The organism is Acinetobacter sp. TW_SC_4 (genome assembly GCF_054861205.1).
Window position 1 is genome coordinate 1,604,563 of the sequence record NZ_CM142174.1, and the last position, 25,501, is coordinate 1,630,063.

Below are 25,501 nucleotides of genomic sequence, written 5' to 3' on the forward strand. Positions count from 1 at the left end.
TTAATTAAATGAAACATAGAATGTTTAATTGAGCTTTAATTCTGAAACTGACTAGATTTTAAAAAACCATCCCAGAACTTGATTTGCTGACTTTAATTAAAGTCAGCCAAAACAAACTAGCCAGCATTGCTGGCTAGAAGTTGATCTGCATTTAGTTGGAGAATGCAGCAATACCTGTTTGAGCACGACCTAGAATTAGGGCATGTACATCATGGGTACCTTCATAAGTATTGACCACTTCCAGATTTACCAGATGACGAGCTACACCGAATTCATCAGAGATCCCGTTACCGCCCATCATGTCACGCGCTAAACGGGCAATGTCTAAAGCTTTACCACAATTATTACGTTTGATCAGTGAAGTACCCTCGACTGAAGCAATACCTTCATCTTTCATGCGACCAAAACGTAATGCCACTTGCAGACCCAGCGCAATTTCAGTTTGCATGTCTGCCAGTTTTTTCTGAATTAACTGATTGGCAGCCAATGGACGACCGAACTGTTTACGGTCCATGGTGTATTGATGCGCTGTATGCCAACAGAATTCAGCTGCACCCATCGCACCCCAAGCAATACCGTAACGGGCACTATTCAGACAGGTAAATGGACCTTTTAGACCACGAATTTCCGGGAATGCGTTTTCTTCTGGAACAAAAACATTGTCCATCACGATTTCACCGGTGATCGAAGCACGTAAGCCAACTTTACCGTGAATCGCTGGTGCAGAAAGCCCTTCCCAGCCTTTTTCTAAAATAAAGCCGCGAATATCACCGACATTGCCTTCAGGAGACACTTCTTTTGCCCAAACCACAAAGACATCAGCAATCGGACTGTTGGTAATCCACATTTTGGCGCCTGTCAGACGGTAACCACCATCGACTTTTTTGGCACGGGTAATCATGCTGCCCGGATCTGAACCATGATCTGGTTCAGTCAGACCGAAACAGCCGATATATTCACCGGTCGCCAGTTTTGGCAAATATTTCTGTTTCTGTTCTTCAGAACCAAATTCATTGATTGGCACCATCACAAGAGAACTTTGCACACTGGCCATAGAACGATAACCTGAATCCACACGTTCTACTTCACGGGCAATCAGACCATAGCTGACATAATTTAAGCCGGCACCGCCGTATTGCTCAGGAATGGTTGGACCCAGCAGACCGAGTTCACCCATTTCACGGAAAATAGTGGGATCTGTTTTCTCATGACGGAACTGTTCTAGTACACGTGGCATCAGCTTATCCTGACAGTACGCATGCGCGCTGTCACGGATCATACGTTCTTCTTCAGTCAGTTGCTGTTCCAGTAAAAATGGATCTTGCCAGTCAAATCTAATTCTTGTGCTCATTTTAATATTTCCAATATTCTAAAATCTGCTGCTTACGCGGTCGCTTGTTTAATCATTTCACGTGCGATGATGATTTGCTGGATTTGAGTTGTACCTTCATACAGACGGAACAAACGCACATCACGGTAGAAACGTTCAATTGAATATTCACTGATATAGCCCGCGCCACCATGAATTTGCAGACAGCGATCCGCTACACGGCCACACATTTCAGTCGCAAACATTTTCGCGCATGAAGATTCAGTAGTCACATTCTTGCCTTCGTCACGCAGGCGGGCAGCATCTAGAACCATACATTTCGCTGCATAAATTTCAGCTTTAGAGTCTGCCAGCATGCCTTGGATGAGCTGGAAATTCGCAATCGGTTGACCGAACTGCTTACGTTCCACTGCATAATTTAAAGCATCTTCCAGCATACGCTCTGCCATACCTACGCTATAGCCAGCAATATGCAGACGGCCTTTATCCAGAACACGCATTGCAGTTTTAAAGCCAATGCCTTCAACACCACCGATCAACTGATCTTTATGAACTTTACAGTTGTCAAAAATCACGTCACAAGTGTATGAACCATGTTGGCCCATTTTTTTATCAATTTTGCCCAGACTTAGGCCCGGTGTATTCGCTTCTACCAGGAATGCAGAAATGCCGCTTGCACCTTTGATATCAGGATTGGTACGCGCCATCACCGTAAATGTCGTTGCACGCGGTGCATTGGTAATAAAACGTTTGGTACCGTTTAAAATATAGTAATCGCCATCTTTAACCGCGCTGGTTTTTAAAGATGCTGCATCTGAACCTGAATCCGGCTCAGTTAAACAGAATGAACCAATGATTTCACCAGTCGCATAACGTGGCAGGTATTTCTGTTTTTGCTCTTCTGTACCGTCAATCACGATCCCGCTTGAACCGATCCCGTTATTGGTCCCGATCAAAGAACGGAATGCAGCCGATGTACGGCCTAATTCCATTGCGACCAGAATTTCCTCTTCCATGGTGATACCTAAACCGCCGTATTCCTCTGGAATGGTTAGGCCAAACAGACCCAATTCTTTCATCTGCTCGACAATACGCTCAGGAATCGCGTTGCTTTCTTCAACTTCATGTTCTAAAGGGACTAGTTCATTTTTGACAAAGTTACGAATAGTCGAAAGAAGTTGCTCAAGCATTTCCGGATCGCGAATCATAGGGATCTCCATGTTATTTAGTTCATCTGGGTAAATTCCTTTACCCTTTAATTTTAGTTTCGTAATACGAAATAAATAATCATAAAAATTCATTTTGAGCAAGAAAAATTATTAAAAATTTTATTTTTTAAGCAAAAAAGCAAATTTTTCTAGCTTTAATTAAAAATTTTAGTTAGAATTTTATTTCACAATGCGAAATTTTTAGATTGTTGGTAGATTTAGAAAAGAGTTAGATGATTTGAATCAGGTCATAATTGATTCTATAAAAGTGCAGCGAGATAAGAATGTTTCAATTAAATTGTGCTGATGATTCTCGTTTTGATTGGCTCCATTTTCCTGAAATTTTATCTGGTGAACTTTAAATTTTCTAAAGATACTTAAAAATCATTACAGGTCCCAAAAACCTATAGATTCTGCATGGTTTTTAGCTGAATAGCGCTAATTAACTTAAATACAGATAAAGTGAGCACTTTTTTATTTATTTTTATCACTAATAGAAGTGTTTTATTTTGTATCGTGAAATTTAATTGCTATCATATTTATTAATTTACCTTTAATTGCTCTGACCATGACAAAAAATAAAACTGGCGAAATACCTAATTTTGATGAGATCCGTTTAGATCCGATTTCACATATTCATAGAGAAAATAACCCACAATTTATCGCGTCTATTGCACGTGGTTTAGAAATTCTCAGATGTTTTTCCGCAACGAATCAATTACTGGGCAACCAGGAAATTGCACAGCTAACTAATCTGCCAAAACCGACTGTTGCCCGGATCACCAGCACGTTGGTTTCTTTAGGTTATCTAAAACAGTTACCGAATACGACCAAATACCTGTTGGACGTTGGTGTATTGGCTCTGGGTTATGCAGCGCTAAGCAATATTTCGGCACGTACACAGGCATATCCATTTATGGAAGAAATGTCACGTTATGCTCAAGCGCCTGTCGCCATGGCAACCCGTGATCGTCTGAGCATGATTTATTTGGAAGTCGTTCACACAGAGTCTACTTTGACCATGCGTCGTCCAGTTGGCTCTACCCTGCCTATTCATAGTAGTGCGATGGGCCGTGCCTGCCTAGCTGCGATGGAAGTTAAAGAACGTGAGTATCTATTTGATGCCATCAAGAAAAGAAATGAAGATCAGTGGCCAACCATTAAGCGTAATTTAGAACGTGCTATTCGTGATTATCAGGATTATGGCTATTGCTTATCTCTCGGTGATTGGGCCAAAGATGTGAACTCTGTTGCAGTGCCATTGATTCATCCTAAACATGGTATTTTGACTTTTAACTGCGGCGCACCAACCTATCTGCTCAATCAGGAAAAACTGGAAAATGAAATCGGTCCTCGTCTGATTCATATGGTCAATAACATTTCTCTGACTTTAAATAATATCTAAGCTGTTATTTAAGATTTAAATGGGCGGCAATGATCGCCCTTTATTTTTCTTTTTTAAAACACTCGCAAAATGTTAGAGCAATATAAAAAAATAGCCCATTCTAAGATGGGCTATTTTTTAAAGATTTAAAGACCAGTAAAGTCAGCTAATCATCTTCACTTATTACGCTGCTACAAACTTGGCGCGCGCTGCATGGAGTTTCTTGTAGCTATCAATTAAACGCAGATGACGATCCAGACCTTCAAGCTGCATATTGGTTTCAGCTAAACCGTAGAAACGTACTGTACCTTCTACTGAACCGAGGACTGCATCCATACGGGCATCGCCAAACATACGGCGGAAGTTGTGTTCATAGTCTTCCAGTTCCATTTCATCATCCAGAATGACTTCAAGCACTACATTCATGCATTGATAGAACAGGCCACGTTCAACGGTATTGGTATTGTATTGCAAGAACTGTTCGACCAGATCTTTAGCTTCTTCAAATTGTTGTAGAGCCAGATAGATCAGGAGTTTAAGTTCCAGAATGGTCAGCTGACCCCATTCGGTATTTTCGTCAAATTCAATCCCGATCAAGGTACGGATCTCGGTGTAATCATCTTCATCTGCTTCTTCCAGACGTTCAACCAGAGCTTCTAGCTGTTCATCATCCAGACGATGCAGGTTCAGAATATCTTCACGATATAACAGCGCCTTGTTGGTATTGTCCCAAACCAGATCTTCCACCAGATAAATTTCAGAATAACCCGGCACCAGAATACGACAAGCGGTTGCACCTAAATGCTGATAGACCGCCATATAAACTTCATGGCCCATCTCTTCTAGAATGGTAAACAATTCCTGTGCCTCATCGGCATTTGAGTTTTGGCCATTATTGGTGAAATCCCACTCAACAAAATCATAGTCAGATTTTGCGCTGAAGAAACGCCAAGATACGACACCACTTGAATCAATAAAGTGCTCAACAAAGTTATTCGGTTCAGTGACTGCATTTGAACTGAAGGTTGGTTTTGGCAGATCATTCAGGCCTTCAAAACTACGACCTTGTAACAGTTCAGTCAGACTGCGCTCTAAAGCCACTTCAAAGTTTGGATGTGCACCGAATGAGGCAAAGACACCACCCGTACGCGGGTTCATCAAGGTCACGCACATCACCGGGAACTGACCGCCCAAAGAGGCATCTTTGACCAGTACTGGGAAGCCTTGCTCTTCTAAGCCTTTAATACCTTCAATAATTTTCGGATATTTTGCCAGTACGTGTTCAGGTACATCCGGCAGTGCCAGCTCACCTTCCAGAATTTCACGTTTAACCGCACGTTCGAAAATCTCAGACAAACATTGTACTTGAGCTTCAGCTAAGGTATTGCCCGCGCTCATACCATTACTGAGGTACAGGTTTTCAATCAGATTCGATGGGAAATATACAGTTTCACCATCAGACTGACGTACAAATGGCAATGAACAGATACCACGTGCTTTATTGCCCGAGTTAGTGTCATAAAGATGAGTGCCTAGTAACTCATCTTCAGGATCATAAATTTCACGGGTATGTTCATCTAAAACTTCTGCTGGCAACTCACCATTTGGACCCGGCTGGAACCATTTTTCATCCGGATAATGCACAAATTCTGCATTGGCAATATCTTCACCCCAGAACTGGTCATTATAGAAGAAATTACAGTTCAGACGCTCGATAAATTCACCCAGTGCAGATGCCAGCGCACTTTCCTTGGTTGAACCTTTACCATTGGTAAAGCACATCGGTGACTGGGCATCACGAATATGCAATGACCAGACATTCGGTACAATGTTACGCCAAGACGCAATTTCAATTTTCATGCCGAGGCCTGCCAGAATCGCAGACATATTGGCAATAGTTTCTTCAAGTGGTAAGTCTTTACCCGGAATACAGGTTAGGCTGTCTGAAGCCAGATTTGGCATCAACAAAGCCTGCGCATCGGCATCAATGCTCTCAACTTCTTCAATAACAAATTCAGGACCAGTCTGAATCACTTTTTTGACGGTACAGCGGTCGATCGAACGCAAAATCCCCTGACGGTCTTTTTCAGAGATATCAGCCGGTAGCTCGACCTGAATTTTAAAAATCTGTTTGTAACGGTTTTCAGGATCGACGATATTGTTTTGAGACAGACGGATATTGTCGGTTGGAATGTCACGCGCTGCACAATAAACTTTAACAAAATAAGCTGCACACAACGCAGAAGATGCCAGAAAATAATCAAATGGACCTGGCGCAGAACCATCACCTTTATAGCGGATCGGCTGATCGGCGATTACCGTGAAGTCATCGAACTTGGCTTCCTGACGAAGATTATCGAGATAATTGACCTTAATTTCCATGTGGATACCTAAATATTCTTATGTGCCACCACGGACAGATAAGATGCTAAATCTGAATATACAAGCCGAATCACGGAGGAGAATTTGACTCAAAAATAATAATAACCCGGGTTAAACCTTCAACCAGTTAGTTTCAGGATAAGCTCGAGTAAGAATGGGCGCTATTATAGAATCATTTTATGAAATTGATAATGTTTGCTCGAATTTCCTGTGGATTTATCAAAATATCTGTTAATTAAATATTCAGAAAATCTGGCTTTAAGCCGGGAACAGACTGTTTTTATTAATACTTGCTGTTCCGGGCCGGATTTTATGGACTGGGAAATGCGTTTTTTAAATCAGATCAAGATCCAAATTAAAAATCATAGCCAATACCAAACACAGCGAGATCGCGCTGTTTATCACCAAAACGGTCATAACCACCAAAGATATAATCACCAGACAAGGTCAACTTCGGGACAACTTCATAACTCAATCCGGCAGTTGCATAACGGAAAGCATGCTGTTTTGTCGTATTACCCAGCTCATTATCTTCATATTTGCCTTCATCATTAAAATAACCACCCGCTGCACCGACATGCGCACCCAGCTTGTCATTAATCTGATGGGTTAAATCCAAGGTATAAAAAGTATCACCCTGATTGGCATAAGCCACATCATATAAATAGGTCGACACACCTGCTGTAACACTAGTCTTGTCATTCAGTGCACGACTTACGTTCAAACCTAATTCATTTGAAGTCGTATGGCTGCCACCCGGATAATAATAGGTCGCATCCCAAAAATTCCAGTCGTAGTTTTCACTGCTATAGTTATAGCCCACGATAAAATCATGTTCGAATTTATCACGACGATGTGATTTCTTGCCTTCCAGTTCCGGATAGGAATACCCTAAGGTTGAGCCCCAGTAACCGACATAAAAATTACCATAAGCCAGATTCAGTGCTGCCTGTAAGGCAACGTCATCATTTTCTGGTGCATTGGTCAGACCACGGGAGATGTATTTAGAAACTACACTGATGTTTCCACTGGTTTCAATTTTTTTTGCTTCTGCATCGTCTGCAAAACAATAAACACTAGAAACAGCAGCACAGCCGAAAAGGACTGTTTGTTTGAAAATTCTCATAAAATATAAATTATATTAAGCAAAGAATGGATAACACTGAAACCGATTACAGCCTCTTATCCAGCTTTGGGTAAAAATAAATTCCGCTATATTCCTTGATGCAACAAGCAACAGGAATATAGCCATGACTTAAGCGCGTGGGGCCCGGTAGAAAGGCGCTGTAGAAGCAGGTAATGCCTGCTTGCCACAGATATGATCTGCAAGCTTTTCAGCCATCATGATCGTGGTTGCATTGAGGTTGCCTGTAATAATGAGCGGCATAATTGAAGCATCAATGACACGCAGGCCTTGCATCTCATGCACACGCCCATAACCATCGACAACGGCCATATCATCCTCACCCATTTTACAGCTACAGGACGGATGATACGCTGTTTCTGCATGATTACGAACAAATTCATCAATTTCTGCATCAGTTTGCAGATTTTTGCCCGGACTGATTTCTTCACCACGATATGGATCCAGGGCGGGCTGATGCATAATTTCACGGGTAATGCGGATGGCATCCCGGAATTCACGCCAGTCCTGTTCGGTACTCATATAGTTGAACAGAATACTTGGATGCTCGAACGGATCTTTGGATTTCAAACGGACTCGACCACGAGATGGTGAACGCATAGAACCGACATGGGCCTGGAAGCCGTGCTCATGGATAGCATTAGTTCCATTGTAATTGATCGCCACTGGCAGGAAGTGATACTGGATGTTTGGCCATTCGAACTCATCCGAAGAACGGATAAAGCCACCGGCTTCAAACTGGTTGCTGGCACCAATTCCTTTACCTAAGAATAGCCATTCTGCGCCAATCATGGGCTGGTTATACCATTTTAATGCTGGGTATAAGCTGACCGGTTTTTTGCACTTATATTGTAAGTACATTTCCAGATGGTCTTGCAGGTTTTCACCCACACCCGGCAGGTCCTGAACCACCGGAATATCCAGACTTTTTAACAATTCAGCCGGACCTACACCGGAGCGTTGCAGGATTTGTGGAGATGCAATTGCACCTGCACATAGTAGAACTTCACGATCCGCAAAGACCTGAATCGGCTGTAAGGTATTTTGACCTTCAAAATATTCTACGCCAATCGCCTTATTGCGATTAAACAGAATTCGGTTGGTCATGGCATGGGTAATAATGGTGAGATTATCCCGGCCTTTGGCCATATCCAGATAACCACGTGCCGTACTGGAGCGACGACCTTGTGGTGTCACAGTACGATCCATTGGCCCGAAGCCTTCCTGTTGGTAGCCATTCAAGTCATCGGTACGTGGATAACCGGCTTGAACCCCAGCTTCGACCATAGCATGAAACAGCTCATTATTACCATTCTTAGGCGTTGCGACTGAAACCGGGCCTGAATCGCCATGATAGTCATTGCCGCCAATATCGCGGGTTTCAGCTTTTTTGTAATAGGGTAGACACTGCGCATAGTTCCAGTGTTCCAGACCTTTAAGGCTGGCCCACTGTTCCAGATCCATAGCATTACCACGGATATAGCACATGCCATTAATCAGTGAAGATCCGCCCAGACCTTTACCACGGCCGCATTCCATACGGCGATTGTTCATGTGGGGTTCTGGATCGGTCAGATAGGCCCAGTTATAACGGCGTCCTTGTAAAGGATAAGCTAAAGCGGCCGGCATCTGGGTTCTAAAATCCAGACGATAGTCCGGGCCACCTGCCTCAAGTAATAGCACCTTAGTATCTGGATCTTCAGTTAAACGCGCTGCCAGAACATTACCCGCAGAGCCCGCACCGATAATAATATAGTCGTAATTCATCAAATCCCCCTTATGCGCTAAATACAGATTGGAAAGGACTGAGTTCGACCTGAACCGATTTGGTCTGGGTGTAATGCTGCAAGGTCACAAGCCCATTTTCACGTCCAACACCGGAATGTTTATAACCACCGACAGGCATTTCTGCAGGCGATTCACCCCAGGTATTGATCCAGCAGATACCCGCTTCTACCTGATGAATAATTCGGTGTGCACGGGCTAAGTCTGGTGTGACGACACCTGCAGCCAGACCATAATCGGTATCATTGGCACGACGAATCGCTTCTTGCTCAGTGTCATAACTGAGAATACTCATGACTGGACCGAAGATTTCTTCACGTACAATGGTCATGTCATCACGACAGTCGGTAAATACGGTTGGCAGGACATAAGCCCCTTGGACAAACTGTTCATCCTCAGCACGACCGCCACCACATAATAGGCGTGCCCCTTCTATCTTGCCTTTTTCAATATAGCCCAGCACTTTTTCCATATGCTCAAAGCTGGACACAGGACCGAAATTGGTTTCAGGATCGAGAGGGTCACCCATACGAATATGTTCAACACGCTGTAAAATTTTTTCTTCAAATGCTGCTTTCAATGCCAAAGGCACAAATACACGAGTACCGTTGGTACACACCTGACCGGAGCTATAGAAGTTGGCCATCATGGCAATATCAGCCGCCAGATCCAGATCGGCATCTTCACAGATAATCAGCGGAGACTTACCGCCCAGCTCCATGGTAACTTCTTTCAGGCTAGAATTTGCAGCTTGCGCCATGACTTTTTTACCGGTAGAAACGCCACCGGTAAAAGACACTTTGGCAATATCGGGATGCGAAGTTAGATAACCCCCAATTTCACCACTACCGGTAACCACATTAAAGACACCATGCGGCACACCGGCTTCGGTATAAATTTCTGCCAGTTTCAGCGCAGTTAAAGGCGTAACTTCACTGGCTTTGAAAATCATGGCATTGCCTGCAGCGAGTGCCGGTGCAGATTTCCACAATGCGATCTGAATCGGATAATTCCATGCGCCAATTCCAGCGACAACCCCCAAAGGTTCACGGCGAGTATAGACAAAGGAACTGCTTCTCAGCGGGATTTGCTGGCCTTCAAGAACCGGTAGAATTCCCGCATAATATTCGAGTACATCTGCACCTGTCGTAATATCAACAGTTGATGTTTCACTAAAGGCTTTACCGCTGTCCAAGCTTTCTAATTTTGCCAGTTCATCGTTACGCTCGCGTAAAATGGCGACTGCCTTGTTCAAGATGCGCGAGCGTTGAATCGCGGTCATTTCTGCCCAGACTTTTTGCCCTTGTTGTGCAGATTCAACCGCACGATCGATATCATTTTTTGAACAGACCTGCACTTCAGCCAGGACTTCGCCTGTTGCAGGATTAATAGTTTGAAACGTGCTATTGGACGTTGCATCGACATATTGTCCATGAATATAAGGACGTTGCAGTTTGAATGTTGTCAATGGAATTCCCTCGCAGATTGGTTATTTGAGTTGTTGCCGGATATATTCACTACACAGTTCAATCGGCAGTTCTGGATCAATTTCGCCACTTACTAAAGCACCTCTTAGCCAGAATCCATCAATGAGTGCAGCCAGACCTTGTGCTGCCTTCTCAGCTTGATCCTTACTCAGCTTTTTCATGAATTCATATTTAAGATTGGAATGTAAGCGGTAATGGTTTATTTGCTGTAAACGATGTAAATCGGGCTGATGCAGACTGCTGGTCCAAAAAGCCAACCACACCTTCATGGCCGCTTTATCCGTTTGTGGAGCAGTAAAATTGCCACGCACAATTGCCAGTAAGCGTTGTTCAGGGGCGTCATTCACCTGTGACTTGATTTCAGCAACAGATTTACCTAATTGCTGCAATAAGTAACGCATTGTGGCTTCAATTAACCCATTTTTACCTTGAAAATAATGACTTATGATGCCTGTTGAGACACCTGCCCTCTGAGCAATCTGACTAATTGAAGCTTCTGCAAAACCTAGCTCATTCACTGCAGCTAAGGTGGCATCGATCAGTTGCTGACGACGGATCGGTTGCATACCAACTTTTGGCATAGGACTAACCTGAATAACGGATGTAGCAATACAAAATCACTCTGCTAAAGCAAATAGCGGAATGATGTAACAATTCCTAAACGCTTTTTTAATTGAACGTTCAATTAATAAAAATTATAGTACCAGCTCACCCTTGATGTACAGCGCAGTTTGTTTTGGATTTGCAAAAGTTTGTAATTCACGAAAACAAGGAAGCTTTAGGGCCAGCTTTTGCTTTTAAATCACACTGCACTGTAGATCATTCGGCAACAAAACGATGGTCAGAGATTTATGCAAAAGAAAAACGAAGAGGTGCAAGATAGTCTGAATAAGGTAGTCTTCTATTGTTCGGCGACGCTTATTCTGTTGTTTTCTATCATCACGATTTTATTTAATGAACAAGCCAATCTAGTCATTATTAATATTTTAAACTGGGTCAGTAGTACCTTTAGCTGGTATTACCTGCTGGCGGCAACGCTGTATCTGGTTTTTATTGTCTTTATCGCCTGCTCACGTTATGGCGAAATCAAGCTTGGTCCCAAACATTCTAAACCCGAATTCAGCCTGCTGAGCTGGTCGGCCATGTTGTTCTCAGCCGGGATCGGGATTGACTTGATGTTCTTCTCGGTCGCTGAACCCTTGTCTCATTATATGAGCCCTCCAGTCGGTGAAGCTGAAACCTTTGAAGCCGCGCGTCAGTCTATGGTCTGGACCCTGTTTCACTATGGTCTGACCGGCTGGAGCATGTACGCGCTGATTGGGGTTGCGTTGGGATATTTCAGTTATCGGTATAATTTACCACTGACAATTCGCTCTGCGCTTTATCCTATTTTTGGAAAAAGAATTAATGGCCCGATTGGCCATACGGTAGATACCGCTGCAGTACTCGGTACGATTTTTGGTATTGCCACCACCTGCGGTATCGGTGTGGTTCAGCTAAATTACGGTCTGCATGTACTGTTTGGCTTGCCGGAAAATATCTGGATTCAAACTGCATTAATTGGTGTTGCAGTCATTATTACTATTATTTCAGTCACTGCGGGTGTCAATAAAGGTATTCGGGTTCTGTCTGAAATTAATATCTATGTATCAATCGGGTTGCTGCTCTTTATTCTCTTTATGGGAAATACAGAGTTTTTATTAGCGGCTCTAATTCAGAATTTTGGTGATTATCTCAGCCAGTTCCCGAAACTCTCTTTAAGCAGTTTTCCTTTTGAGCAGCCTAAAGAATGGATGAATAGCTGGACCCTGTTCTTCTGGGCATGGTGGATTGCCTGGTCACCTTTTGTTGGTCTGTTCCTGGCACGTATTTCCCGTGGTCGTACTATTCGTGAATTTGTCACCGGGACTTTGGTTATTCCTCTGTTATTTACCCTCACTTGGTTGTCTATTTTCGGTAACAGTGCTTTATACAGTGTGATTTTTGATGGTAATACTCAGCTTGCGACAACTGTTTTAGAAAATCCAGCCCATGGTTTTTATGATCTGCTGGCACAGTATCCAGGTTTCACATTTCTCGCAGGTGTCGCCACCATTACAGGTTTGCTGTTCTATGTGACTTCAGCGGATTCAGGGGCATTGGTATTGGGGAACTTCACCACTAAATTCACTAATATTGAGCATGATTCACCGCGCTGGCTGAGTGTGTTCTGGGCCATTGCTATCGGTTTGCTAACTTTGGCAATGCTCATGGCGAATGGAGTGACAGCATTACAGAACACCACGATTATTATGGGTCTGCCTTTTAGTTTCGTGATTTTCTTTGTGATGGCCGGACTGTATAAGTCCTTGCGTCTGGAGGATTTTCGGCAGGCCAGTACCAGTCTGAATGCTGCGCCTGTGGTCGGTAATGTGGATATCCTGAACTGGAAGAAGCGTCTGAGCCGGGTCATGCTGCATCCAAGCCTGTCCCAGACCCGAACCATGCTGGATAATGTTTGCAAACCAGCCATTGAGGCCGTTGCAACCGAGTTAATTGACAAAGGCATTCAAGTAAATATTCAGGAAAAATCGCTTGAGGAAGAACCTGAACTGTATCACCTGGATCTGACCATTCAGCTCGATGAAGAAGAAAACTTTGTCTATGAAATATGGCCAGTACGCTATGACACGCCAAATTTCAGTTCACGGGGTAAACGAACCAAACGTTATTACTATCGTCTGGAAAGTTATCTGTTTGAAGGCTCTCAGGGCAACGATCTGGTCGGTTATAGTAAGGAACAGGTGATCAATGACATCCTGGATAAATATGAACGCCATATGATGTATCTGCATATTAACCGGATCAGCCCAGGTAAACGTCCGCTGTTCCCGGACCGTGAAATCTAGGATATCTCAACTACGGAAGGACTGAATGATGTCAGAAAGTTTGAATGCATTTGCCCTGTTTTTCTCCCTGCTCAACCCTTTTCTGATGAGTATTTATATGCTCGGAATTATCCGTAATTCCGACGCAAAAGTATTCAACATGGCATTGATTCAGGGCAGTCTGATCAGCTTTATTGTGTTCATCATTTTTGCAAAAACCGGTGAAGCCTTCTTTAATGAAGTCTTGCATGTACGGTTTGAGTCCTTCCAGATTTTTGGCGGTATTATTTTTCTGGTGATTGGCTATCGTTATGTCTTTGAAGGTGCTGATACGATTGGTGTGATGCGTGGAGCGCCCAGTCATCTGGCGGGTACGATTGCCATGCCGTTTATGATCGGTCCCGGCACCATTTCGGCTTCCGTGATTACCGGGATTCAGCTCAGTTTAATGCAAACCATTCTGGTGATCTTTTTCACTTTATTTTTAACCTGTAGCTTACTGATCCTGATGAAGTATCTGCATGATCATATGCAGCACAAATATTCTAATTATATTGACCTTTATGTCGATATCGTTGGTCGTGTCGCAGCGTTACTAATCGGTACTATTGCCATTGATATGATTGTGACAGGTGTCAGTGGAATTCTGGAAGGTTAGTTTTATACAAGCTGACAGGATAAAAAAAGCGGGCAAAAATGCCCGCTTTTTTTATGAAATGATGATTTTAAAATTTAAACGACACACCTGCATAGGTCGAGAAACCTTCACCTGGTGAAGATCGTGCTTCATCTTTCCCATTATCATTAAGACCTGGAATCACCACTGCTGCATATTTCTCATCGGTGATGTTCTTGAAGTTAACCCAGGCACTCCATGACTGATCTTCTGGCACATATCCCAGATCAATACCCCAAATCTGATAATCATCACTAAAGCGGCTATTGGCATAATCATGTGCCATCTTCGATGCGTATTCAGTATTTAACCCCACATAAAAACCATTATTCAAGGCATAACTGAGCTGCGCCTGATAAAGGTGTTTTGGAATTCCCGGCAGCTGGTTTTTGCCAAATAAAGGATCGTTTTTATATTGGAAATCACTCAAGGTATAAGCCTGTCGTAGGCGAAGTTCACCCTGCTGTGATGCATACAATGGTGTATCCAGACTTAGTTCCACCCCTTGATGAATCGTTGGCGTGGCATTTGCTTCTACACTAATTCTTTCCTCTGAAGTATTAGAATCAGAATCATTCCCGTAATTTTTAATCATTTCAGAAGACAATAGCTCCTTTTTAATCTTGGAATAATAGTAGCTCAGTGCCCAGTCTCCAAAGCCCGATTGTCCAAGCCCCCCCAGTTCAAAACTATTGGCGGTTTGCGTGTCTAAATAGATTGGCGCACGTACTCGATTTGATGCAGCTCCACTGTCTTTAGAATAGTAATAAGGTGAAGACCAAGCCATTGCCCAAGGATGTGCCGGTTCAATGCTCCGGCTTAAATTGGCAAACCATTGCACAGAGTCATTTGGCTGATAGGTCAATCCAAGTCTTGGTACAAAATTCCATTCATAACGACTGACTTTAGGATCTACATCAGGACCTAAATTTGGGTCGTGAATAATATTTGCATGAGTCACTTCACTTTCCCGATGGGTATACACGGCTGCCAGTCCCAGATCTAATTTGAACTGATCATTTAATGTAGTTTCCTGATCAAATTGCAGAACGTTATCTGAACCACGATAGGTATAACGGCGTGTTACGGTACCTGCTGGATACTCGTCCCCGTTTATAACCCGATCAGTTCTTAAACTTTCGGTAACCCCACTGTTTGGACGGTGCGTGGTACTTCGAAAAGCAACTCGTCCTTGATGTTCAAGACCGAACAACTGATAAGGCTTTTCATACTGAATCCGTGCACTAATATCTTCATAATCGACATTAGTACGATAGGTACTTTCACGTAAATCTAGTGGATAATGATGATAAGCCAGACTACCGGTCAGTTTGGCATCATCCTGCAAGTTCCAGGTGGTGGTATTTGCCAGCCAGGTACTGCCCGGCTGAATCCGTTTGGCATCAATAGTTACGAAATTAGTGTCAGCCGCTTCAGGATTATTCTTGAGCTGTTCCTGGGTAATGCGTCCCGGCGTTAAGTGTTTGCTTTCACGGTAACGGGCATAAAAGCGGGTCTCAATATCCGGACTGATCTGATAACCCAGATTAAAAGCCAGGCCTTTGCCATCACCTTCGGCATGATCCTGAATCCCGTCAAACTGTGAACCTGTCACTGCGAGATAATAATCTAACTTGTCGAGTTGTCGGCCAGTACTAAACTGGTACTTTTGATAGCCATGGCTACCCGTTTCATATTTTAATTCAGAGCCATTCTGCTCTGCACCAGTCTTACTTTTATAGTTAACTGTTCCACCTAAGGACAATCCGCCCTGTTTTAAACCATTGGCACCACGGTACACCCCAACATGATCAATCCACCATGGCTCAAGTAGTTCATAAGCTGTACCACCCGGTCCGGTAAAGGGAATATCATCGATCATGACATAAGTTCCGGATGCATGTGCACCAGAAGTACGGTTAATGCCAGAACCACGGATAGAAATTTTGGCTCCTTCATTGCCCGGCGATTGGGCATAAATACCGGGCTGGAGACGGAAGACGTCAGCAGTGGTTCCCAGACGCTGATGTTCTAACTGCTGATCTGAAATAAAGTTGGTTCCTCCCGAAACGCTGGCAAGTTCGGCCTCAGTCTGTTTCTGAGAATTTGTATTTTGCTCAGTGGTCACCACAATAGTGTCCAGCTGCTGAACACTATCCTGTGCTAGCGTAGTTTCAGCATAAAGATGGCCTGAAAATGCCGACAGTATCATCAGGCTAAGCGGATTTTTCTTGAGAGGAATTTTTGTCATATTCATGGCGAATTTATACAATCCTGTATAAGTGATCCTGATCTACTTTAGGACTTGGCTTAAAATTTAAGCTGTAGCATAAATGAAGCATGCAAAATTAAGCAGATATTTTCTGCCAAAATATCTGACTGGTGCGGCAATATTTTAATTTATTCTATACAAATAATCTGTCAGTACTTTGCAAGATCGCAGATAGATTCAAACAAGTTCTGATATCTAATTTATTAAGTATTTGTAATTTATAGATATGTATTTTTTTCTTGTAACCATCTCATTCGAGTTGGCAAAAAGTGATTTAAATTAAAAATTTTAAGGATATAAACAATATTCTGATTCATAAAGATCAGTTTAGTAGACAGGTTTCTAAACCAAAATCTAAGTTATAACTAGAAAATAGAATTCTTATTTTTTGAACTATGGCCTATAAATTTCAGTCAAAAAAGAAACCCTCCTGCTGGAGAGTTTCTTCATGTATTTTGGCTATCGTTATTTAGAGGCATTTTCGATTACTTGCGCTTGTAATGGTGCAGCTTGCTGGGTTTCGGCTGATTTTTTCTTGGTTTTCATTTCTGCCACTTTGGCCAGAGTTTTCTCGGTAAAGCGTAAACCACCGTCTTCTGCCATCACATTACCCGCCATCAAAAGACTGCTCATTACTACTAGCAGGGATGGTATAAGATGTAATTTCATGTCTATTCCACCTTTTTATTTTATAGTGGATTAAAAATAAGCAATTATTATTCCAATATTTTTATCTATATTTGATTTTTTATTTTTCCCGATCATCTTGATGAAATTAAAATTGATCTAAGCAATAAATTTTATATTCTTTATTGCCTTAAAACTCCTTCTTTTAGTGCGCTTATTTCAAGAACGCCTCATTTTAGTCAGATTAATTCGGACGTCTAAGTTCCTCTGCACTATTTTTATGACACTTTTAACCTGATCTCTTAATTTTTTGCACCAAATTGCATGGTATGTTTTTTGCATAAGTCCTTATGGAATATTCCCCGATGTACTAGCTAAAAATCTTGCATGTCTAAATTACGAATTGCCCTGATTGATGATGATCCAGAACGCGCTGAATTTATTCAGGCTTCTTTGCTTGCACATGATTTTCATGTGGTGGCCTGTGTCATTCTGAATGACCTCAACATTGTTGATATCAAAAGCCTGCATGCCGATGTCATTCTGTTAAATATGGATCATCCTCATCGCGATATTATCGAAAGCTGCGTGAGTCAGTATGAATTACCTACGGTTCTATTTACCCAAAATTCCAACAAGGACACCATCAGAAATGCCATTGATGCCGGAGTCACGGCATATATTGTGGACGGGATCGATCCAACCAAACTGGAAAATATTCTGGAAATATCGATTGAACAATTCCAGAAACATAAAAAACTGTTACACGACCTGAAGGAAACTCAGGAAAAATTAAGTGATCGCAGGGATATTGATAAAGCCAAAGTCCTGCTGATCCAGCTGCATGGACTGAGCGAAGAAGAAGCATTTGCCCTATTGCGCAAAAATGCCATGAGTCACCGGATTACCATTGGCGATATGGCACGACGCTTACTTGATGCGCAAAAACTGTTATCTGGCCAATAAGGAGCATTCAATGACAACATTAGAAAAAACAGAACTCAATATTGGCTATATTCCCCTGCTTGATTGTGTTGCCATTCTCTGGGCGGAGCGTCAAGGTTATTTTACTGAACAGGGTTTAAAGGTAAATCTTATCCGTGAAGCCTCCTGGTCCAGCTTACGCGACCGTCTGGCCTATGGCTTTCTGGATGCTGCCCATTGCCTGTCTGCCATGCTTCCCGCGGCTGCTTTGGGCGCAGACCAGTTACAAGTCGCTTTGCAGACTCCATTAGTACTCAGTATCAATCAGGCATTTATCAGTTTAAGACAGGATCTGTGTTATGAACTGGGCATTCAGCCTGAAGATAATGAACAGATCACGTCACAAAAGCTGGTCAGTGCCTTAAAGCAGCAACACAAAGTAGGTCTGTCACATGTCTATAAATATTCCATTCATCATTATTGTTTAAGAGAATGGCTGGCCTTAAGTGATCCACAATATGCCAAAAATATATTGCTCAAGACCTCACCCCCCCCTTTAATGGTCAAAGGGATTGCAGCACAGATTTTTGATGGTTTTTGTGTGGGTGAACCATGGAATATTCAGGCCAAGCTTGAAGGTTATAGCCTGATTGTTGCAGCTAGTCAGAATGTCATTCCTAAAGTAGCAGACAAAGTGCTGGCAATAACTCAGGAATGGGGCGAGTTGCATCCACTGACTGTTGAGGCCTTAGTCTCAGCTGTAAAAAAAGCCCAGATGGATTTAAAGCATGCTACCAATCTTTCTGAAGTTTGGGACATGCTGATCGATTATCAGATTATCCAGTTTGAATGTTCAGCTTCCCGACACGTTTATGACTTCCATAAGATTCAGAATATTATCCGTAACCTTGCAGGTGAAAATGTTGAGCCTCAATTCACCGATTTTATCTGGTTATTGGGGCAGATGGAAAAATGGGAAAATATTGATCTGTCTGCAGATGATCAGCGACAGATTGCCCAATCCTGTATTTATCAGCAAGAATCCACGACTGTATAAATTATAAATTTATAAACTTCCATAAAAAGACCCAGAATCGTTCTGGGTCTTTTTATTCACTGCTGATTTAGCTGAACGCTTGCTGTAAATCCAGTTGCATGAATTTCTGCAAGGACAATTTTCCAGCAATAATCTGATTGATGAATTGTGACATTTCATCATACAAGGTCTCATATAGCTGCGGTTCTAATGCCATATGTCTTAACTGGATCTGTAAATGCATCAACAGTTCCTGCTGCTCGCATTCACCCTGTTCCAGAGCATAGATATAGCCCAACACTGCGCCTTTTAAAACCACATCAAATGGCAAGCTATATTTAAGCAAGGTCGATAATGAACCCATAACCCGTTCATTGTGTTCCAGCTTTCTTAGAGGTTCTCGCCCTACACGTGCACATGGATCCTGATAAGCATAGGCACAGGATTCAGTGAAACTTTGCGCCAGACGTTCCAGATCTGAAGCATGCTTAGGAATCTGGTAGCAGAGACTATGCTTCACCTGCGCTAAGGCCTGCTGCATGAATTTTCTGACCGCATGATCTGACATGGCCACGCCAATGGTCTGATGACCGCGCAGGCTGGCATACCAGGCCATCATCGCATGCACACCATTCCATAAGCGGTTTTTAATCAGCTGGATATTGGCAATATCATCTACCAGAATCATTTGGCGCATTTTGGCCAATAATGGACTGTTATTTTCTACATAGATTGGCATATCTGTTTCGGCATTAAACAGAATCAGATCCATCGACTGCAGGATATGACTTGGCTGGAAATTACGGCGCAGGTCTTCAATATACAATCCGGCCTGATGTTCCTGTTCGGCATTCAGGGCTGTAGAATCATCCAGATCCACTACGGACAGATCTTCATCCAGCTGATACTGCTTGAACATGTTGTATTTGATGCGCAGCTGACGATACAGCTTCTGATCCGACAGTTTGGAGACCATACGGTTCACCACTGTGTCACAGAAATAATGCTGATCCATAATGTGCTGCGCTGTCTGTTCATCCGTAATCTGTTTCAAACGGCTCAGAATCTGCTGCATCACCAGCTGTTTGGCCCCGATTTTATTCAGGATAATTAACAGCGTCAGCGGCTGTTCCTGTTGCTCATAAGCCAAGTATCGGGCATATAAACCCTGTGCAATCACCTCTGCTTCAGAAACCAGAGCTTCCTCAGGGACACAGACTGCCACCAGGCTGGATTCAATATACATGTTCTGCATTTGCTCCAGATCATGCGCATCAATCACACTCATATTTTCAATACGCTGGTCAAAAGAGTTCTGACCATAACGAATGCAATAGGTACCAAATGCATTTACGGCAGACTGATAGAGTGGATTACGGGTCGAGGCAATAATTTTGCGTGGACGCGTATAGCCATCCCAGTGTGATAACACCTGAGCCAGATAACCACCGCCAATCGCACCAAAACCGTGAATCCCGACCGTTAACTGATTCAGCGTTTGCGGAAATGTCGTCTCAAGTTCAGGCATTTCTAGCACCGGAACAAACTGGTTCAGATCTGTCAGAAAATCTTCCATCGTTTCATAATAATACTGGGCTTGTGCCAGCATTGATTCATTCGGCGTTTTAATATCTTTAAAAAGTACCGTCATGCCACCTGCATCATAGGCAGATCGCAGGCCATTTTCAGAATCTTCAAACATCAGGCATTGAGCCGGACTTAAATTGATTTTTTCGGCTGCGCTGATAAAAATTTCTGGATGAGGTTTCCCCTGTTTAATCTCATCGCCACACACCAGCACATCAAAAAATTTATAGACATTGGCATTGATCAGATATTCTTCTGCGATCGTACGTCGACTCGAAGTCGCCACAGCCATTTTTAGGCCTGCCTTGCGTAGGCGTTCCAACACCTGTAATAAACCTTTTTTAATCGGAACACCATAATTGCGTACATGTTCTAGTTCCAGTACATCAGCACGCTGGCGGATCTCGGCATAAGGAACATCTTGTCCATAACGTTCTTTGGCCAGCTGTTCGGCACTACGGGCACTTAAGCCCAAACACTGCATTAAATAGTTTTCAGAAAATTCGACGCCGATCAGCTCACGTGAAGCTTGTTGCAAGGTTTGAAAGCGCAAACGTTCAGTATCAAACATGGTTCCATCCATATCGAAAATTGCGCCGTGTACGATTTGATTTTTAAATTCTAGCATTGCTCCCCTTTTATAATTCAATGAGTTAAGAAGTGGACAATACCTTAAGGAAAATAAGAGATTAAATAAACCGATGTAAAGATATGAAATAGTTCTGACTATAAATTAATCAATAAAGACTAAATTAAATAGTTTTAGGTTTTCTTATGTAACCGTTAGGTAACAAAAAGTAACCAGCAAGTTGTTTCTTATAAAAAATAAATATTCAAATTAGGAGGTGTAGATAAATTCAAATGCTGTGCCAATTTAGTATTACGATTTTTATTATTAGTAATACTTAAAATGCTCAAAATAAGTTCATTTTACGAATTTATTGATAAATACAGTCTGGATGTGCACCCAAACTGGACTTTTTATCTCTATCCAAAAACGGGATAATGGCGGTGAAAGAGAATTGGGTGTGACATGTTTAAAGATAAAAAGCTGGTATGTTTTGACCTGGATGGGACCTTGATTGATTCAGTGGGAATCTGGAACCAAGTCGATGCTGCCCTGATTCAGGAATTGTCGGGGATCGAAGTCGGTCTGGATCAGATTCAGCAACTGCGTGACCTGCAACTGAAAGCCTTTAGACATATGCCCGATCCTTATCTGGAATATTGTGGCTATTTAAAAGAGCTATATGGTTTTGAACCCAGCAAGGAAGAGGTTAAAAACCGTCGTTATCATATTTCACGGCATTTTCTGGATCATGTGATAGAACTCAAACCGCAAGCTGAGCTGCTGATTCAAGCCTTAAAACAGCAAGGGATACAATTGGCACTCACGACTACCACTAGTTTATTCAATGTGCAGCGTTATCAGGACAATAACCAGAAGATTAATCAGAAAATCAGTTTTGATGATGATTTTGCGATTATTTTGACTCGTGAAAATGTTGAGAATATCAAACCGCATCCAGAAGTGTATTTAAATGCGCTCCAGCATTTTGAAATTGAGGCTCAAGATTGCCTGATTGTTGAAGACTCTTTAATTGGGGTGGAAGCTGCCAACAATGCGGGAATTGATGTCGTTGCAATTTACGACCAGTATTCTGCGCATGAAATAGATCTGATCAAAGCCAAGGCAGATTATTTTGTAGAAGATTTTGCTGGTCTCATAAAATTGGTGAACTAAAAAAATGCCATGAATCCTCCCTGATCATGGCATTTTTCGTGTTATCTCTGAATTGATTAGATTAGAGCATTATTTGGCTTTTTTATAGACGGAGCCTGAACCCACCAGATTGCCAGTTTTTTCGTCAATTGCGAAATCAACGACACCTGTACCTGAATTAATCTGAAGCAGACCATTATCAGCGACTGAAGCTGGCATCGGATTTTTCTTGTCAGTTTTGCCGCTTTCTTTATCTTTAATAGTATTGGTAATGAAATAGTTTTCACCATTTTTGGAAATTACTAGGATATTTTCCAATTTTGGGTTTTCCAGTGTATTTTTCCAGTTCCCCTGATAATCTGGTGCTGGAGTTTCCGGGGAATTACACGCGGTTAACAGCAATAACAGTGAGATGCCTGAAAAATATTTAAGATATTTCAAAACTGAGACCTTGAATGCTTGAATGCGGCCATTATAAAAAGAACCTCCTCGAGGTAAACGCTTAGCTTGTAGGCGAAGCGTTTCAGTCGTAGTAAATCTGTCCCGGCTTCGTCATTTTTTGAAAAACATCTTCATATTTCATTCATAAATTCGTGTGAACTGACCACTTTTTAACAGATAAAAAAATCCTCAATAGACCATCCAAATCTATTGAGGAGTACCAAACTGGATAATAGAGAAACCTTAAAAATTAATTTACAAGCTTAGATTTAAAATAACGAAACACCGATTTAACTGCATGAGTTTTTTCTGTAATTTGCTGATTCCATTCATTTGGCAGTGAGCATTTCGCCAGTCTGACCCATACAGTCGAGAACTGCTTCATAAAGCTAGCTTCGTTATAGTGAACCCCATACTCAGCACATAAGGCTTTGATTTTTGGTGCTACTTCGGCATAACGGTTTGCTGGCATATTTGGGAACAGATGATGCTCAATCTGATGGCTTAAATTACCACTCAGAATATGCAACCAGTTCGCCCCACTGAAGTTGCTCGAACCACGGATCTGACGCAGATACCATTCCGCACGGGTTTCATTGTCGGTATTATCCATTTCAAAGGTTTCTGCATCTTCAGTGAAATGTCCATTGAAGATCACCGCAGACGCCCATAGGCTACGAATCACATTGGCAACCGCATTCCCGGTAAATACTGGAATCGCATTTGGACCGGCAATAATCGGGAAAAATACATAATCTTTCAGGACCTGACGGCGCATTTTTTTGCGTAAAGGTGCTGCTTCTTCCCAGACCTGTTTCCAGGTTTTGGTTTTATAGGCAATTACATCTTCCAGATGCAAACGCTGTACACCCACATACCATTCAAAGAACACCATCAACTGAATGGTTAAAGGAATATTCCAGATAAAACGTAGTTCCCACGGCTGAGATTCACTGACACGGATCAGACCATAACCGACATCGTGATCCATACCGACAATATTGGTATACGTGTGGTGAATATAGTTATGCGTGTATTTCCAGTCATCCCCAGTGGAAATAGTATCCCAATCATAAGTCGAACCATTCAGGCTCGGATCATTCATCCAGTCGAACTGGCCGTGCATCACGTTATGGCCAAGTTCCATATTTTCCACGATTTTTGAGATACCCAATAAGCCTGTGCCCGCTAACCAGACTGGCGGCAACCAGCCTGCAAACATCAACATGCCGCGGGAAGCAATCTCGCTATAACGTACAAAATTACGGATTTTATAAATATATTCTGCATCTTTTTCGCCCAAATCTTCCATTACTTCACAGCGGATAGCATCAACCTTGGCACCGAACTCTTCAGTCTGTTCCGGGCTTAGAAATTGAGATTTACTGTGTTTTTTAAAATCAATTTGCATATTCATGGGAGCACCTTCTTATTCGTTTAGTAATGCTTGGAATAGCTTATAAATTAATCACTACAGGACTGACGGCCTGTGAAATACAAAGTTTGATTGGAGTATTGCTGCCGTGGTCGATCTCACCCGTCAGCATGTTTTTCACCGAACCGTTGACTTTGGTACATGAGCAAGTATTACAAATGCCCATACGGCAACCATGCGCTGGACGAAGACCCGCCTGCTCTGCACTTTCCAGCAGATTAGATTCTGCCTGGAATTCCTGCTGCGATCTTAAAAACTGTACAGGCTGTGCTTTCGCTTTTTCATCCATTGCAATCTGGAAATATTCAGAATGAAAGCTGGATTTCACCGCCAGTTTATCAGCAATTTTGAGTGCAGTTTTCATCATTCCCGCGGAACCACAGGCATAGATTTCACGCTGTTCAAAGTCTGATACCAGCTTGTTTAGCAATTGCTGGCTCAGATGCTGCTTATGCTCGACTGTATTAAAATGATGATATTTCAGATGAGGATGCATTAACGCCAAGGTTTTGATCTCGGCATGAAATGCATCATCACGGGTGAAATAGATCAGGTCAATCCGATGCTGAAACTGCACGACTGCTTTTTGCAATAAGGAATAAATTGCTGTAATGCCACTACCTGATGCCAGAAATAGAATCGGTTTAGGAGAGTTTAATAAGGTAAATTCGCCCTGTGGCTGAGACAGCTCGACCACTGCGCCCAGTTGCAATAAAGTTAGGGCACGCGACACTTTACCTTGCTGCTTGACTGCAATAATCACATCACCATTTTTTAAAATGGTCACGATAGAATAATGACGTTGATGACGTACTCCATCCAGACGCAGAGTCACCGCGATATTTTGACCGGCCTGAAATGACCCGCGGTTAAAGTTATAATTTGGACGTAACTGGATTTTAAAAAAGTCAGGGCTGACCGCCTGAATATTCACGACCGATGCTTTGACTTTTTTGAGTGCCCAGGTTGGATGGATTTTTTCACCAACAAAATCAATGAAATCTTCACGAATCCAATGCGGCTTGTAGGTTGTCATACTTGTCATTTTTATCCCCTCTATTCCGCAGACAGTATTAATGTACAGCTGTCTATTTATTATATAGTCCAGAATAAAGAATTCTGAAGCTCACACCATGTCAATGTAGGTCAAATTATGTGCTTAGAAACCATAGTCGGACTTTTTGTAAGACAAT

19 protein-coding genes are annotated in these 25,501 nt (G+C 42.4%); 6 read left to right on the forward strand and 13 right to left on the reverse strand.

Annotated elements, in window-relative coordinates; translation table 11 throughout:
- Positions 1-151: 151 nt before the first annotated feature.
- Entirely contained in the window at positions 152-1,351 is a 1,200-nt protein-coding gene (locus ACWM1W_RS07715) for an acyl-CoA dehydrogenase (protein ID WP_005235711.1), read from the reverse strand.
- Positions 1,352-1,383: 32 nt separating this feature from the next.
- Complete coding sequence (locus ACWM1W_RS07720) at positions 1,384-2,538, reverse strand: acyl-CoA dehydrogenase family protein (RefSeq protein WP_034171043.1); 1,155 nt, start codon at positions 2,536-2,538, stop codon at positions 1,384-1,386.
- Positions 2,539-3,106: 568 nt separating this feature from the next.
- On the opposite strand from ACWM1W_RS07720, the gene ACWM1W_RS07725 reads away from it, so the two are divergent.
- Complete coding sequence (locus ACWM1W_RS07725) at positions 3,107-3,943, forward strand: IclR family transcriptional regulator (protein ID WP_004785687.1); 837 nt, start codon at positions 3,107-3,109, stop codon at positions 3,941-3,943.
- Between the two features lie 162 nt (positions 3,944-4,105).
- On the opposite strand, the gene ACWM1W_RS07730 is transcribed toward ACWM1W_RS07725, so the two are convergent.
- The 5 genes from ACWM1W_RS07730 to betI form a co-directional block, all read right to left on the reverse strand.
- A complete protein-coding gene (locus tag ACWM1W_RS07730) occupies positions 4,106-6,304 on the reverse strand; it encodes an OsmC domain/YcaO domain-containing protein (RefSeq protein WP_375725467.1) in 2,199 nt (732 codons plus the stop codon).
- A 355-nt stretch (positions 6,305-6,659) separates the two neighbouring features.
- Positions 6,660-7,430, reverse strand: a complete 771-nt coding sequence (locus ACWM1W_RS07735; RefSeq protein ID WP_375725468.1) for a TorF family putative porin — start codon at positions 7,428-7,430, stop codon at positions 6,660-6,662.
- Positions 7,431-7,559: 129 nt separating this feature from the next.
- Complete coding sequence (gene betA / locus ACWM1W_RS07740; protein WP_034171040.1) at positions 7,560-9,215, reverse strand: choline dehydrogenase; 1,656 nt, start codon at positions 9,213-9,215, stop codon at positions 7,560-7,562.
- A gap of 10 nt (positions 9,216-9,225) precedes the next feature.
- Positions 9,226-10,701, reverse strand: coding sequence for a betaine-aldehyde dehydrogenase (betB, locus tag ACWM1W_RS07745; RefSeq protein WP_004785680.1), 1,476 nt, complete (start codon positions 10,699-10,701; stop codon positions 9,226-9,228).
- Positions 10,702-10,722: 21 nt separating this feature from the next.
- A complete protein-coding gene (gene betI / locus ACWM1W_RS07750; RefSeq protein ID WP_034171039.1) occupies positions 10,723-11,301 on the reverse strand; it encodes a transcriptional regulator BetI in 579 nt (192 codons plus the stop codon).
- Positions 11,302-11,571: 270 nt separating this feature from the next.
- Here betI and ACWM1W_RS07755 point away from each other — a divergent pair, with 270 nt between their 5' ends.
- Both ACWM1W_RS07755 and ACWM1W_RS07760 read left to right on the forward strand, forming a co-directional pair.
- Positions 11,572-13,608 (forward strand): choline transporter, encoded by a 2,037-nt coding sequence (locus ACWM1W_RS07755; protein WP_034705245.1) that lies wholly within the window; start codon positions 11,572-11,574, stop codon positions 13,606-13,608.
- A 28-nt stretch (positions 13,609-13,636) separates the two neighbouring features.
- Entirely contained in the window at positions 13,637-14,245 is a 609-nt protein-coding gene (locus tag ACWM1W_RS07760) for a MarC family protein (protein WP_312309992.1), read from the forward strand.
- Between the two features lie 67 nt (positions 14,246-14,312).
- Here ACWM1W_RS07760 and ACWM1W_RS07765 read toward each other — a convergent pair whose 3' ends face one another.
- Positions 14,313-16,520 (reverse strand): TonB-dependent receptor family protein, encoded by a 2,208-nt coding sequence (locus tag ACWM1W_RS07765; RefSeq protein WP_375725469.1) that lies wholly within the window; start codon positions 16,518-16,520, stop codon positions 14,313-14,315.
- A 480-nt stretch (positions 16,521-17,000) separates the two neighbouring features.
- Positions 17,001-17,204, reverse strand: a complete 204-nt coding sequence (locus tag ACWM1W_RS07770) for a hypothetical protein (protein ID WP_208462514.1) — start codon at positions 17,202-17,204, stop codon at positions 17,001-17,003.
- 345 nt (positions 17,205-17,549) lie between these two features.
- Between ACWM1W_RS07770 and ACWM1W_RS07775 the strand changes: the two genes are divergently transcribed.
- Positions 17,550-18,128 (forward strand): ANTAR domain-containing response regulator, encoded by a 579-nt coding sequence (locus tag ACWM1W_RS07775; RefSeq protein ID WP_004785667.1) that lies wholly within the window; start codon positions 17,550-17,552, stop codon positions 18,126-18,128.
- A gap of 10 nt (positions 18,129-18,138) precedes the next feature.
- Complete coding sequence (locus ACWM1W_RS07780) at positions 18,139-19,143, forward strand: ABC transporter substrate-binding protein (RefSeq protein ID WP_375725470.1); 1,005 nt, start codon at positions 18,139-18,141, stop codon at positions 19,141-19,143.
- Positions 19,144-19,210: 67 nt separating this feature from the next.
- Here the strand turns inward: ACWM1W_RS07780 and mtlD are convergent, their stop codons facing one another.
- Positions 19,211-21,337, reverse strand: coding sequence for a bifunctional mannitol-1-phosphate dehydrogenase/phosphatase (gene mtlD, locus ACWM1W_RS07785; RefSeq protein WP_375725471.1), 2,127 nt, complete (start codon positions 21,335-21,337; stop codon positions 19,211-19,213).
- 405 nt (positions 21,338-21,742) lie between these two features.
- On the opposite strand from mtlD, the gene ACWM1W_RS07790 reads away from it, so the two are divergent.
- Positions 21,743-22,453, forward strand: coding sequence for an HAD family hydrolase (locus ACWM1W_RS07790; RefSeq protein WP_312533486.1), 711 nt, complete (start codon positions 21,743-21,745; stop codon positions 22,451-22,453).
- 69 nt (positions 22,454-22,522) lie between these two features.
- Here ACWM1W_RS07790 and ACWM1W_RS07795 read toward each other — a convergent pair whose 3' ends face one another.
- The 3 genes from ACWM1W_RS07795 to ACWM1W_RS07805 form a co-directional block, all read right to left on the reverse strand.
- Positions 22,523-22,873 carry a hypothetical protein gene (locus ACWM1W_RS07795; protein ID WP_180017333.1) on the reverse strand — a complete coding sequence of 117 codons (351 nt, stop codon included), beginning with the start codon at positions 22,871-22,873 and terminating at the stop codon, positions 22,523-22,525.
- A 250-nt stretch (positions 22,874-23,123) separates the two neighbouring features.
- Positions 23,124-24,290, reverse strand: coding sequence for a fatty acid desaturase family protein (locus ACWM1W_RS07800; protein WP_312157076.1), 1,167 nt, complete (start codon positions 24,288-24,290; stop codon positions 23,124-23,126).
- Positions 24,291-24,330: 40 nt separating this feature from the next.
- Complete coding sequence (locus tag ACWM1W_RS07805) at positions 24,331-25,353, reverse strand: flavin reductase family protein (protein WP_375725472.1); 1,023 nt, start codon at positions 25,351-25,353, stop codon at positions 24,331-24,333.
- Between the last annotated feature and the right edge of the window lie 148 nt (positions 25,354-25,501).

Excerpts from the sequence above, each read along its gene's own strand:
- ACWM1W_RS07715 (WP_005235711.1), bottom strand. The coding sequence starts at position 1,351 with ATGAGCACAAGAATTAGATTTGACTGGCAAGATCCATTTTTACTGGAA.
- ACWM1W_RS07720 (WP_034171043.1), bottom strand. The coding sequence starts at position 2,538 with ATGATTCGCGATCCGGAAATGCTTGAGCAACTTCTTTCGACTATTCGT.
- ACWM1W_RS07725 (WP_004785687.1), top strand. The coding sequence starts at position 3,107 with ATGACAAAAAATAAAACTGGCGAAATACCTAATTTTGATGAGATCCGT.
- ACWM1W_RS07730 (WP_375725467.1), bottom strand. The coding sequence starts at position 6,304 with ATGGAAATTAAGGTCAATTATCTCGATAATCTTCGTCAGGAAGCCAAG.
- ACWM1W_RS07735 (WP_375725468.1), bottom strand. The coding sequence starts at position 7,430 with ATGAGAATTTTCAAACAAACAGTCCTTTTCGGCTGTGCTGCTGTTTCT.
- betA (WP_034171040.1), bottom strand. The coding sequence starts at position 9,215 with ATGAATTACGACTATATTATTATCGGTGCGGGCTCTGCGGGTAATGTT.
- betI (WP_034171039.1), bottom strand. The coding sequence starts at position 11,301 with ATGCCAAAAGTTGGTATGCAACCGATCCGTCGTCAGCAACTGATCGAT.
- ACWM1W_RS07755 (WP_034705245.1), top strand. The coding sequence starts at position 11,572 with ATGCAAAAGAAAAACGAAGAGGTGCAAGATAGTCTGAATAAGGTAGTC.
- ACWM1W_RS07760 (WP_312309992.1), top strand. The coding sequence starts at position 13,637 with ATGTCAGAAAGTTTGAATGCATTTGCCCTGTTTTTCTCCCTGCTCAAC.
- ACWM1W_RS07765 (WP_375725469.1), bottom strand. The coding sequence starts at position 16,520 with ATGAATATGACAAAAATTCCTCTCAAGAAAAATCCGCTTAGCCTGATG.
- ACWM1W_RS07770 (WP_208462514.1), bottom strand. The coding sequence starts at position 17,204 with ATGAAATTACATCTTATACCATCCCTGCTAGTAGTAATGAGCAGTCTT.
- ACWM1W_RS07775 (WP_004785667.1), top strand. The coding sequence starts at position 17,550 with ATGTCTAAATTACGAATTGCCCTGATTGATGATGATCCAGAACGCGCT.
- ACWM1W_RS07780 (WP_375725470.1), top strand. The coding sequence starts at position 18,139 with ATGACAACATTAGAAAAAACAGAACTCAATATTGGCTATATTCCCCTG.
- mtlD (WP_375725471.1), bottom strand. The coding sequence starts at position 21,337 with ATGCTAGAATTTAAAAATCAAATCGTACACGGCGCAATTTTCGATATG.
- ACWM1W_RS07790 (WP_312533486.1), top strand. The coding sequence starts at position 21,743 with ATGTTTAAAGATAAAAAGCTGGTATGTTTTGACCTGGATGGGACCTTG.
- ACWM1W_RS07800 (WP_312157076.1), bottom strand. The coding sequence starts at position 24,290 with ATGAATATGCAAATTGATTTTAAAAAACACAGTAAATCTCAATTTCTA.
- ACWM1W_RS07805 (WP_375725472.1), bottom strand. The coding sequence starts at position 25,353 with ATGACAAGTATGACAACCTACAAGCCGCATTGGATTCGTGAAGATTTC.